At 66.6% G+C, this 10,907-nt stretch carries 12 protein-coding genes; 7 read left to right on the forward strand and 5 right to left on the reverse strand.

Annotated features, from left to right (window positions below):
* Positions 1–159: 159 nt before the first annotated feature.
* The 3 genes from otsB to Q7V45_RS03575 are packed head-to-tail and all read left to right on the forward strand — an operon-like array spanning position 160 to position 4,081.
* The gene (gene otsB, locus Q7V45_RS03565) at positions 160–918 is read left to right on the forward strand and encodes a trehalose-phosphatase (RefSeq protein ID WP_304847062.1); all 759 of its coding nucleotides are present in this window, start codon (positions 160–162) and stop codon (positions 916–918) included.
* Positions 915–2,714, forward strand: coding sequence for a glycoside hydrolase family 15 protein (locus Q7V45_RS03570; RefSeq protein WP_304847065.1), 1,800 nt, complete (start codon positions 915–917; stop codon positions 2,712–2,714). The genes otsB and Q7V45_RS03570 overlap by 4 nt, the downstream gene beginning before the upstream one ends.
* Positions 2,699–4,081: a trehalose-6-phosphate synthase gene (locus Q7V45_RS03575; RefSeq protein ID WP_304847068.1), complete on the forward strand. Its 1,383-nt coding sequence runs from the start codon at positions 2,699–2,701 to the stop codon at positions 4,079–4,081. The genes Q7V45_RS03570 and Q7V45_RS03575 overlap by 16 nt, the downstream gene beginning before the upstream one ends.
* Here the strand turns inward: Q7V45_RS03575 and Q7V45_RS03580 are convergent.
* Genes Q7V45_RS03580 through Q7V45_RS03600 form a run of 5 tightly spaced genes read right to left on the reverse strand, consistent with a single transcriptional unit; the run spans position 4,078 to position 8,144 of the window.
* Positions 4,078–4,608, reverse strand: coding sequence for a GNAT family N-acetyltransferase (locus tag Q7V45_RS03580; RefSeq protein ID WP_304847072.1), 531 nt, complete (start codon positions 4,606–4,608; stop codon positions 4,078–4,080). The two genes, Q7V45_RS03575 and Q7V45_RS03580, sit on opposite strands and share 4 nt — an antisense overlap.
* Positions 4,575–5,189, reverse strand: a complete 615-nt coding sequence (locus Q7V45_RS03585) for a pyridoxamine 5'-phosphate oxidase family protein (RefSeq protein WP_304847075.1) — start codon at positions 5,187–5,189, stop codon at positions 4,575–4,577. Before Q7V45_RS03585 ends, Q7V45_RS03580 begins: the two co-directional genes overlap by 34 nt.
* 10 nt (positions 5,190–5,199) lie before the next feature.
* Complete coding sequence (locus Q7V45_RS03590; RefSeq protein ID WP_304847080.1) at positions 5,200–6,042, reverse strand: DUF3883 domain-containing protein; 843 nt, start codon at positions 6,040–6,042, stop codon at positions 5,200–5,202.
* Between the two features lie 12 nt (positions 6,043–6,054).
* On the reverse strand, positions 6,055–7,431 hold the full coding sequence (locus tag Q7V45_RS03595; protein ID WP_304847083.1) for a CoA transferase: 1,377 nt from the start codon (positions 7,429–7,431) through the stop codon (positions 6,055–6,057).
* Positions 7,428–8,144, reverse strand: coding sequence for an alpha/beta hydrolase (locus Q7V45_RS03600; protein WP_304847086.1), 717 nt, complete (start codon positions 8,142–8,144; stop codon positions 7,428–7,430). The genes Q7V45_RS03595 and Q7V45_RS03600 overlap by 4 nt, the downstream gene beginning before the upstream one ends.
* Positions 8,145–8,200: 56 nt before the next feature.
* Between Q7V45_RS03600 and Q7V45_RS03605 the strand changes: the two genes are divergently transcribed.
* The 4 genes from Q7V45_RS03605 to Q7V45_RS03620 all read left to right on the forward strand — a co-directional run.
* Entirely contained in the window at positions 8,201–8,479 is a 279-nt protein-coding gene (locus Q7V45_RS03605) for a FeoA family protein (protein WP_304847089.1), read from the forward strand.
* Positions 8,476–10,356: a ferrous iron transport protein B gene (gene feoB / locus Q7V45_RS03610; RefSeq protein ID WP_304847093.1), complete on the forward strand. Its 1,881-nt coding sequence runs from the start codon at positions 8,476–8,478 to the stop codon at positions 10,354–10,356. The genes Q7V45_RS03605 and feoB overlap by 4 nt, the downstream gene beginning before the upstream one ends.
* The gene (locus tag Q7V45_RS03615; RefSeq protein WP_304847096.1) at positions 10,353–10,574 is read left to right on the forward strand and encodes a hypothetical protein; all 222 of its coding nucleotides are present in this window, start codon (positions 10,353–10,355) and stop codon (positions 10,572–10,574) included. Before feoB ends, Q7V45_RS03615 begins: the two co-directional genes overlap by 4 nt.
* Before the next feature lie 199 nt (positions 10,575–10,773).
* Positions 10,774–10,907 (forward strand): helix-turn-helix domain-containing protein (locus Q7V45_RS03620; protein ID WP_304847108.1); only part of this gene is annotated, 134 nt, incomplete at its 3' end.

The following is a 10,907-nucleotide window of genomic DNA, read 5'->3' on the forward strand; positions in this document are numbered from 1 at the left end:
CGCCGAGAGGGATTTTGGGGGAACCAGGGTCGTTTCACATCGTTGAATGAGCACGCGCTAGGCGCGACCGTCCTTTTCACCGGCGGCCCCCGAACCGCGGCGTGTAGTGGTCGAGAGCCCCTTCGCGCCCCAGGGCATCCAAGGCGCAGAGGGGACGAGATGGCAGCAACAGACTTCGACTACGGCACCGCGCTTTTCCTCGATCTCGACGGCACACTGCTCGAGATTGCCGCTACGCCCGAACTCGTGGTCGTTCCGCCGAATTTGCCAGGGGTCCTGATGCAGCTTCACGCCGCGCTGGGCGGCGCCCTGGCCATCGTGAGCGGTCGATCTCTCAGGACAATCGACCAATTCCTGCAGCCTTTCACATCGGCGGCTGCGGGCGAGCACGGCGTCACGTTGCGCTTCAGCGACGGAACCATTGAAGAGATGCCGGCCGGTCTTGCCGTGACGCAGGCCTGGCGGGATTCGCTGGTGGCGGCCACGGAGCGCTGGCCGGGCGTGCTGGTCGAACCCAAGCCCCACGGCTGCGCGATCCACTATCGGTTGGCGCCGGAGCGGCACGACGATGTGTGGCGCCTGGTGCGCGCCCTCGTGCCGGAAGATCATCCCTGGTTCCGGCTGATCCCTGCACGTGAAGCCGTCGAGATCGGGCCGCGCGGCACCTCCAAAGGACATGCGGTCGAGCGGTTGATGAAAGACAGCGTCTTCAAGGGCCGCCGGCCGATCTTCATCGGCGACGATTTCACCGACGAGGCCGGCATGAGTGCCGCGCGGCGCCATGGCGGCGAAGGATTCCGCGTGCAGGAAGTGTTCGACGGCGACCCGGCGAAGGTGCGCGCCTGGCTCGCGCGCAATGCCGAACGGATGGCGCGTGGATTGAACACACTCTCGACAGGAGCAGCAGCGCGTCCATGAGCACTCTCGACCTCGGCGTCATCGGCAACTGCTCGATCGCGAGCCTCATCGATCGCAACGGCCGCCACGTCTGGCATGGCCTGGGACGGCTCGACGGCGATCCGGTCTTCAATGCCTTGCTCGGCGGCAACGATCCGCAGGCGGGCTTCATGGACGCCGTCTTCGACGGCATCAAGGAAAGCAAGCAGCGTTACCTACCCAATACCGCCATTCTCGAGACGACCATCGAATGCACCGGCGGAACGGCGCGCATCCTGGATTTCGCGCCCCGTTTCCGGCGCTTCGGACGCATGTTCCGTCCGCCCATGATCATGCGCCGGTTCGAGCCGGTGGCCGGACGGCCGCGCGTTACCCTGCGCCTGCGCCCCACCTTTGACTACGGCGGGCGCAAACCGCAGGTCACCGTGGGCAGCAATCACATACGCTACTACGGCGATGCCTCGGTGCTGCGGCTCACCACGGATGCCTCGCTGAACTACGTGCTCCACGAGACCGAGTTCTCGCTCGACCGGCCGCTCACCCTGATCGTGGGCGCCGACGAGAGCATCACCGACAATGTCGATCAGCTGTCGCGCTCCTTCCTCAGCGAGACCGAGATCTACTGGCAGGGATGGGTGCGCGACCTCAACATTCCGTTCGACTGGCAGGTCGCGGTGATCCGGGCGGCCATCACCCTCAAACTTTGCAGCTACGAGGATACCGGCGCGGTACTGGCGGCGCTCACGACATCGGTCCCGGAAGCGGCGGGCACCGTGCGCAACTGGGATTACCGCTTCACCTGGCTGCGTGACGCCTTCTTCACGGTGACAGCACTCAACCGGTTGTCGGCGACCCGCACCATGGAAAGTTACGTGCGGTTCATCATCGACGTGGTCGAGGCCGGAAGCGCGCGCGGCCAGGTCCAGAGTGTCGCGCCCCTGTTTCCGATCGCGCCGGGCACCGACACGGTGGAGCGCCTGATCGACACGCTGCCGGGCTATCGGGGCTACGGCCCGGTGCGCATCGGCAACGCCGCGGTGGGCCAGCGTCAGAACGACGTTTACGGCTCGATGGTGCTGACGGCCGCGCAGATGTTCTGGGACGAGCGGCTGCCGCGGCAGGGCGATGTGGAGCTCTACCGTCAGCTCTGCGCCGTCGGCAACGAGGCGCACCGCGCCGCCCTCACGCCCGATGCCGGCCTGTGGGAATATCGCGAGCGCGAGGAAGTGCACACCTTCTCCGCCGCCATGTGCTGGGCGGCCCAGCACCGGCTTGGGATGATCGCCCGGCGGGTCGGCCTGGGTGGCGAATCGCGCGAATGGCTCGCCAAGGCAGGCGTGCTGCGCCAGGAAATCATGCAGCGCGGGACCACGTCCGGCGGCTGGCTGTCGGGCGTGCTCGACCGCGAGATGGCCGATGCGTCCAGCCTCGTGCTGCCCGAGATCGGCCTGCTGCGTTCCGACGACCCACGCTTCCACGCCACGCTCGACATGGTCTCCCGCAAGCTGATGAAGAATGGCTTCATCATGCGCTACATCGAGGCCGACGATTTCGGAGCGCCATCGAACGCCTTCCTGCTCTGCACCTTCTGGTACATCGATGCCCTGGCCAGCGTCGGCCGACGCGAGGAGGCGCTGGAACTGTTCAACAACGTGCTGGCACGGCGCAACCACGTCGGCCTGCTCTCGGAGGATCTCGATCCGCGCACCGGCGAGCTGTGGGGCAACTTCCCTCAGACCTACAGCCAGGTCGGACTCATCCTGTCGGCCATGCGGCTCTCGCGGAGCTGGGAGGAGGGTCTGTGGCACGCCTCGTGATCGTCTCCAACCGCGTACCGGTTCCCAAGGCACGCGGCACCGCCGCGGGCGGCCTCGCCGTCGCCTTGCGCGACCTGCTGACGCCGGGCGCGATGTGGTTCGGGTGGAGCGGCCGGCTCAACGCGGAGCCCTCCAAGCAGCCGGCCATCGTCGAGGCGCGCGGCGTTACCTACGCCACAGTAGACCTGACGCCTGACGACTATCGCGGCTTCTACGTTGGCTTCGCCAACGGGGCGCTGTGGCCCTTGCTGCACTTTCGGCTGGGCCTGATGCATTTCCGCCGCGAGGACTACGAGGGCTATCTCTCGGTCAACCGCTCCTTCGCCTCGTCGCTCGCGCCGCTGCTGAAGGGCGACGACACGGTTTGGGCGCATGACTACCATCTCATTCCCTTCGCCCGCCTGCTGCGCAAGGAAGGCTTCGAAGGTCGCATCGGATTCTTCCTGCACGTTCCGTTCGTGCCGCCGTCGATGCTCGAGGCCATGCCGGTGGCGCGCGAGCTGGTGGCGGATCTCTGCGCCTACGACGTGGTGGGTTTCCAGACCGAGGAACATGCGCGCGACTTTCGCGACTGCGCGCATCGCCTGCTGGGCGCCACGGTCGACGGCGAGTGGATTCGGTTGGCCGGGCGCCGCGTGCGCGCCTTTGCCGATCCGATCGGCATCGATGCCCAGGGCTTCGCCCAGGACGCCGTACGGGCCGAGGGCGACAAGGAGGTGCTGCGGGTTGCCGAGAGCCTGTCGAACCGCGCGCTCGCCATCGGCGTCGACCGGCTGGACTACTCCAAGGGCCTGCCGCACCGCTTCGAGGCGTTCGGCCGCCTGATCGAGAAGCATCCCGAGCACAAGCGTAAGATCCACTTTCTTCAGATCTGTCCGCGCTCGCGCGAGGAGGTCGATGAGTATCGCCGGCTGCGCACCGAACTCGACCGGCTGGCGGGACGGATCAACGGTCGCTTCTCGGAGTTCGACTGGACACCGTTGCGCTACTCGACCCGTGCCGCGCCGCGCTCGACCCTGGCGGGCCTCTATCGTCTCGGCCGCATCGGCGTGGTGACGCCGCTGCGCGATGGAATGAACCTGGTCGCCAAGGAGTTCGTGGCTGCGCAGTCCGACGAGGATCCCGGCGTGCTGGTCCTGTCGCAGTTCGCCGGCGCCGCCCAGGACCTGACCGAGGCGCTGATCGTCAATCCGTTCGATCCCGACGCCATCGCCGATGCGATGCATGTTGCGCTCACCATGCCGCTCTCGGAACGGCGGGAACGGCATGGAGTGCTGAAGGAGAAGGTCTTGCGCACGACGGCGGAGGCGTATTGCCGCCGCTTCATCGAGGCGCTCGAAGCGCCCGCCGCTGCGCGCGCCGCTTAGGAAACCAGGCCGAAGGCTGCAGGGTAGACGACCAGCCCGTCTTCGCCGTCGAGCGCACCCGGCACCAGTTCGAGCGCCATGAAGGAATCACCGTCGAAGGGCGAATCGAGGCCGCTCGCCAGCTCGGCCGAAAAGCCGAAGCGCGGATAGTAGTCGGGATGGCCCAGCACGACGACGGCCTGCCACTCGCGGTGCCGCGCCAGTTCGAGGCCGACTTCGACGAGGGCGGTGCCGATGCCCGATCTCTGACGCCCGGGATGGACGCACATCGGCGCAAGCGAGAGCGTCGGCACGGCGTCGTCATCGACCAACGTCGTCAGCGCGCTGAACAGGATGTGGCCGACGATGGTGCCGTCCTCGATGGCCACCAGCTCCACGGCATCGATGAAGGCCTCGCGCAACTCCTCGATCAGCCTGCCCTCGAACGGTCCGCCGAAAGCCAGATCATTCAGGCGGCGGATAGCGCCATCGTCCGCCGGTTCGCGTTCGCGGATCACCACATGGTGGCCGCTGCCCGGCCCGGCCATTCGCGATCGTAGGTTTCGCCACCGACCCTCTCGTCGCTCAACGCAGCCAGGATCTGGCCTGCGCTGGGCAGCGACTTCGGGTCGACATGACGTGCGGGATTCCAGAGTTCGGAGCGCACCAGCGCACGGGCGCACTGGAAATAGACCGCATCGACCTCGATCACGGTCACCGAACGCGGCGCCTTCTCATCGACCGCGAACGACTCCAGCAGGTCGGGGGCGATGCTGAGATGGGCACGGCCGTTCACGCGCAGCGTGTTGCCGACGCCGGGGATCATGAACAACAGCGCCACCCGGGGATCGCGCACGATGTTGCGCAGAGAATCGATACGGTTGTTGCCGCGCCGGTCGGGCAGCATCAGCGTCTTCTCGTCGTGCACCCGCACGAAGCCCGGCCGGTCGCCGCGCGGCGAGCAATCGAGGCCCTCGGGGCCCGAGGTCGCCAGCGCCGCATAGGGCGACGCCTCGATGTAGGCGCGATAGTGGGGCGTGATCCAGTTCACTTCCTTGACAGTCGCCGCTTCGACCGGCCGCTCGTAGATCGCCTCGAGCTGGGCTTCGGTTCTCAGGATTTCGGACATGCTCTCTCCGCTACCTCAGCGACGCACGAAACGTCAGAGCTTCGAGTTGCAATACCGCTTCGAGCGGCGGTGTCAAAGTGAAGAGCCCCGGCGTCTGCGAAAAGTCATGGAGGCGATACAATCTGAAAGCATCAGGGCGCTCTCTCGCAACTTCGTTCTCATTGCTGGTGAGGTAGAAGGGCGTCGTGCTCCCGCCGCGGGTCGTCTTCACTTCGATCCAACGTTCCGAGCCGCTCGTGTCGTAGGACCTTATGTCATAGCCGGCGCCGTCTCCGTCCTCCTGTGAAACCCATCTGACCTTCCGAGCGAGGTCCTTGCGATCCCCGTTGATGAGGATCTGCTTCTCACGCTCGTAGATCAGCTGCTCTCCGGCCAGACCGAGAGAACGGTTGAGTTGATCGCGCAGTGCCGGATCGAACTTCCGGGCAACGCGTTCGAACGCGGTTTTGGCTCCGGGGCTGATGGGAGGCGCCGCGGGTGGCGCGCTTTCAAACAGGGACGGCGCATCGGCGAAGCCCATCAAGGGCTTTGAGATGGTGAGCGGTACGGGATCCGAATCGATCTCCAGGTAGCGACCAATGGCTTCTGCAATCGCGCCCTGGAAATTCCATGCGGGAATGTAGCCGCGGATTCTTGGCAGGCCGAGACGTGCCAGCACGGCCGAGATATTGCGATGCTTGAACTCGATCGATCCGTCCGAACGTTGCACATATGCTTTGAGCCTGCGGCGGTGCTCCGTCTTGTGGACGGTTTGACCGGCCTGCTCTTCTTTCAACATGGCGAAGTAGTCGGCAACGATGAGATCGAGTTCGGTACTCGACCAGTCGGTCCCAACGACTTCGGTATCGGTCATGTTCGGCCCAGGCTACGCCCACTGCGCGGGAGAGGTGCCGAGGGGTTCGGCGGGCCTGGCATAATAGGCGGGCGTCTCCCCCAGTTGCACCACCGGCTTCAGGTGACGCAGCCGGCCCAGCGGCCCGATGCTTTCGGTCAGGAGCGGCAACAGCGTGGCCTCGGGCAGTTCGGCGGCGCCCTGCGCGGCGTCGACGGTGCCGAGGTTCGCCAGCCAGTGCGCGACCTGGACCAGGGACACACGCACCTGCCACGAGCCGCCCTGCTCGACCCGGCGGGCCAGCGCCACCAGGGCACCCAGGGCGCCGAGATAGCCCGCGATGTAGTCGAGCGCCTGGACCGGCAGGTTGCGCGGCTTGTCCAGCGAACCCTGCGTGGCGGCAAGGCCGGTGACGTTCTGCACGATCGAATCGAAGCCGCGGCGCGACGACCACGGGCCTTCATGACCGTAGGCGCAGAGGCTGACGCAGACGATGCCCGGCCGCAGCGTGGCTACCTTTTCGGGCGAAAAGCCGCGCGCCGCCAGCGTGCCGGGGCGATAGCCTTGGGTGAAGATGTCGGCCTGCTTCAGGAGCGCCGTCATCGTCTCGACTCCGGCGGCCTCCTGCAGGTCGAGCCAGGCGCAGCGCTTGCCGTGGCCGGTGTCCATCAGCAGTTCGGCCTGGTAGGGCAGGTGGGGTGCCGAGACATGCAGCACGTCGGCGCCGTTCTCCGCCAGCACGCGGCCGCTCGTCGGACCGGCCAGCACGCGCGTGAGGTCGAAGGCGCGAACGCCCGACAGCGGCCGCTCGCCCTTCGGCAGCGGCTCGGCCGGCGCCTCGCCGATCTTCACGATGTCGATCAGCGGCAGCTTCGCCACCGCGATGCCGTGCGGATGGGCGTTCCATTCGTCGCGACTGCGCGTCAGGCCGCCCACGCAGCCGCCGTCGGCAATCGCCTGCTCAATCGCGAGCCCGTCCCATTTGGCGACGGCAGCGGCCAGCGCCTCGCGCGTGTCGCCCTCGGCGCCGGCAATGCGCAATGCACCGGCGCGATGGTGCGGATGGTTGGTGTGGATGAACATGTGCCGGCCATCGCGCGTCGGATAGTGGCCGGACAGCGGATCCCACGACACCGGCCGCTCGCCGTTGCGCAGCACGTAGGTATTGGAGCGCAGCGACGCGGTGGCGGCATCGATGTCGACCGAGACCGACTGAGGCCTGCCGGTCTTCAACCGCCACAGGTCGGAGACCGCGAGGCCGACGGCGCCCAGCGCGGCGGCGCCGGCAGTGCCGACGCGCCATGGGGTCTGGAACACCGGATCGTCGCCTCCGGTGATCGTGAGCCGGTCGTCGGCGCGAGGGCTGCGTCCTAGCTGGCCCAGGATCGAATAGGCCAGGTCGGAGTTCATTTGCCGCCCGCCATGATCCTGGTCAGCAGGGCCATGAACTCGTTCGGGCAGGTGATGTGAGGGTTGTGGCTGGTGTCCAGCTCGTGACAGGTCCAGCCGGCTTCGCTGCGCGCCCGATCGGCGAACTGGCGGAACGGGTCGCCCGGACCGTTGCGGGTCGCATAAATGTAATCCCGGGGCGGCAGCGGCTCCTTGGACTCGAGCTTGATCCGCTGCTCGAACGTCTTGATGGGCTGCGGCCGGCGGCGCGGGCTGGCCCAGGCCACATCCTCGGGGGCGGTATCGGGTGGCATCGGGTTGACCGGCATCTTCCAGCCGTCGCCGTCTTTCTCCGCGCCCTTGCGCATGTTGCCCTCGGCCTTCGGTCCGACCAGGTCGAACAGGCTCTGTCCGTCCTTGGGCGCGAAGGCGTCGATGTACACGATGCGTGCGAGTCGGCTGGCGATCCTGTCGGCAACGCCGGTGGCGACCATGCCGCCATAGGAATGTCCCAGCAGGACGACGTCGTTCAGGTCCTCGAATTCGATCTCGGAGACGATGTCCTGGATGTGCGTGGAGAGATCGACGTCGGGAGTGGCGAGATGGGCGCGGGCGCCGAGGCCGGTATAGGTCGGCGCATAGAAATTGTGGCCGGCCTCCCGCAGCAGCGGACGCATCTTCTTCCACGCCCAGGCCGCCGACCAGGCGCCATGCGCCAGAACGATATCTGCCATTTCCTTACCTCCCGCTGGCACGCGAACTTTTTCGATGCTACTACGAATGACTCTCAATGAGCAGCGAACCAACAATAGCACTTGGCGTCGCCCCCGTGGGTTTTCGTGGGCGCATACAGGCCATCGCCGCGGGGCGCGTCGCCGCAGGCATGCCGGCGCCCGAACTCGAGCGCCGCCTGATCGAGCTGGGCTTCGTCGAGGGCGCCGACGTCGAAATCCTGCACCAGGGCCTGTTCGGCGGCGATCCTATCGCCGTGCGCGTGGCCGACACCACAATCGGCCTGCGCCGTCGCGAGGCGATGGCCATCCTCGTGAGCGTCGGAGCCGAACCGTGAGCGTCACAGCACCAACCGGCGCTCCGGTCGTCGCCCTGGTCGGCAATCCCAATTGCGGCAAGACGGCGCTGTTCAATGCCCTGACCGGCAGCCGGCAGAAGGTCGCCAACTATCCCGGCGTCACCGTCGAGAAGAAGGTTGGCCCGCTGACGACGCCTGCCGGCCGCACGGTGCGCATCGTCGACCTGCCCGGCACCTATTCGCTGCGTGCGCGCTCGCCGGATGAGGAAGTGACGCGCGACATCGTCCTGGGACGGACCCAGAGCGACGTGATCCCCGACCTGATCGTCTGTGTCGCCGACGCCTCCAACCTGCGCCTGGCGCTTCGGCTCGTGCTCGAGCTGAAGCAGGTCGGGCGGCCGGTCATGCTGTCGCTCAACATGATGGACATCGCACGCAAGCGCGGCATCGAAATCGACATCGAGAAGCTCGGTCGTGAGCTCGGCCTGCCCGTCGTGAGTTCGGTCGCAGTGCGCCGCGGCGGCACCGACGCGCTGCTGGCCGAGATCGACCGGCGCCTTGCCGCCGCGCAGGCCGTGACCGGCACGGTGTGGACCACGCCCGACGCCACGGCCTTGCGGCGCGCCCAGAAGGAGGCGGATCGCATCCTTGCATCCGTGGTCAAGGGACAAGGCAAGCCCGACAGCCTCACGACGCGCGTCGACGCCGTCCTTCTGCATCCGGTGGCGGGACTGATCGTGCTGCTCGCCATCCTGTTCGTGATGTTCCAGGCGGTCTTCGCCTGGGCGGAACCGGGCATGGATGCGATCGAGGCGCTCTTCCATTTCCTCGGCGACCTCGTCGAGCGCCTGCCCCTGCCGGACCTGCTGAAGAGCTTCCTGAAGGACGGCCTGATCGGCGGCGTCGGCAGCGTGATCGTGTTCCTGCCGCAGATCGTGATCCTTTTCTTCTTCATCCTCCTGCTGGAGGATCTGGGCTACATGGCGCGCGCGGCCTTCCTGATGGATCGCATCATGGGCGGCGCCGGCCTGCATGGGCGCGCCTTCATTCCGCTCCTGTCATCCTTCGCCTGCGCCATCCCGGGCGTCATGGCGACGCGCGTGATCGACGACCGGCGCGACCGCCTCACCACCATCCTGGTGGCGCCATTGATGACCTGCTCGGCGCGCATCCCGGTCTATACGCTGATCATCGGGGCGTTCATTCCCGACCGCCAGGTCTGGGGCTTCGTCGGCCTGCAGGGGCTGGTGATGTTCGGCCTCTACACGGTGGGCATCGCCAGCGCGCTCGCTGTCTCGTTCGTGGTCAAGCGCATCATCTGGCGCGGCAAGTCGGGCGAGCCGTTCATGCTCGAACTGCCGGACTACAAGCTGCCGCAGGCGAAGAGCCTGGCCATCGGCCTGTGGATGCGCGCCACCATCTTCCTGAAGCGCGCGGGCACCATCATCCTGTCGATGATGATCCTGATCTGGGTGCTGGCCTCCTTCCCGCAGCCGCCCGAGGGCGCAACGGAGCCGGCGATCAACTACAGCCTGGCGGCCCGGATCGGCACGGCGATCCAGCCGCTGACCGAGCCGCTGGGCTTCAACTGGCAGATCAACGTGGCGCTCATCCCCGGCATGGCGGCACGCGAGGTCGCGGTCGGCTCGCTTGGCACCATCTACGCGATCAGCGGCGGCGAGGAGGCCACCGACAAGATCGCACAGACCCTCAGTTCTCAATGGAGCCTCGCCACGGCGCTGGCCTTCCTCGCCTGGTACGTCTACGCGCCGCAGTGCGCACCGACCCTGGCTGTCATCCGCCGCGAGACCGGCGGCTGGCGCTGGCTGTGGGTGACGTTCTTCTACATGCTGACGCTGGCCTACGGGGCGGCCTTCCTCACCTATCGGATCGCCGTCGCGTTTGGCGGAGGATGACGACCCCGAAGCCGCAGCGGCGCACCGTCCGTTACTGGCTGGGCAAGCCTGACGCCAGGACGGCCGGCGAATGGCAGTCGGCGGGCCGGGTGATCGAGGCGGCGGGCCAGGCAGCGATCCTGCGCGGCGCGGGCCAGGCGGCCGATGAGAGTCCTTGCGACCGAATTGGAATCGACTTCCTCCCCATTCAAATTCAGGAGTGTCCGGGGAAAGATTAAAGAGGTCCCTCAAGTCGCTAGCAGCGGCAACGCTACGTTACAATCCAGGGAGTGTCCGACAGAGGCCCCCGAGTTTTTTCCAGCCGGCTCGATTTGTACGCACTTTGTCATCCCGTGCGCAGCGAGGGACCTTTATCGGTGGCTTTAAAGGTCCCCCTGAATTCACAAACGAAGTGCAACACCAGCTTAGGGAGTTGCAATGGGCGAACAATACGACCAGCTCAGTCTTGAAGAGCGCGGCAAGGTTGCCGAGCTACACCAGGCCGGCCATTCGATCCGCCAAGTCGCGGCAGCTCTGGATCGCTCGCCATCGAGCATCTCTCGGGAGCTGAA

It is taken from the genome of Reyranella sp. (assembly GCF_030651995.1).
Classification (GTDB): domain Bacteria; phylum Pseudomonadota; class Alphaproteobacteria; order Reyranellales; family Reyranellaceae; genus Reyranella.

Excerpts from the sequence above, each read along its gene's own strand:
- Q7V45_RS03615 (WP_304847096.1), top strand. The coding sequence starts at position 10,353 with ATGACGACCCCGAAGCCGCAGCGGCGCACCGTCCGTTACTGGCTGGGC.
- Q7V45_RS03580 (WP_304847072.1), bottom strand. The coding sequence starts at position 4,608 with ATGGCCGGGCCGGGCAGCGGCCACCATGTGGTGATCCGCGAACGCGAA.
- otsB (WP_304847062.1), top strand. The coding sequence starts at position 160 with ATGGCAGCAACAGACTTCGACTACGGCACCGCGCTTTTCCTCGATCTC.
- Q7V45_RS03605 (WP_304847089.1), top strand. The coding sequence starts at position 8,201 with ATGAGCAGCGAACCAACAATAGCACTTGGCGTCGCCCCCGTGGGTTTT.
- Q7V45_RS03600 (WP_304847086.1), bottom strand. The coding sequence starts at position 8,144 with ATGGCAGATATCGTTCTGGCGCATGGCGCCTGGTCGGCGGCCTGGGCG.
- Q7V45_RS03595 (WP_304847083.1), bottom strand. The coding sequence starts at position 7,431 with ATGAACTCCGACCTGGCCTATTCGATCCTGGGCCAGCTAGGACGCAGC.
- Q7V45_RS03590 (WP_304847080.1), bottom strand. The coding sequence starts at position 6,042 with ATGACCGATACCGAAGTCGTTGGGACCGACTGGTCGAGTACCGAACTC.
- Q7V45_RS03585 (WP_304847075.1), bottom strand. The coding sequence starts at position 5,189 with ATGTCCGAAATCCTGAGAACCGAAGCCCAGCTCGAGGCGATCTACGAG.
- Q7V45_RS03570 (WP_304847065.1), top strand. The coding sequence starts at position 915 with ATGAGCACTCTCGACCTCGGCGTCATCGGCAACTGCTCGATCGCGAGC.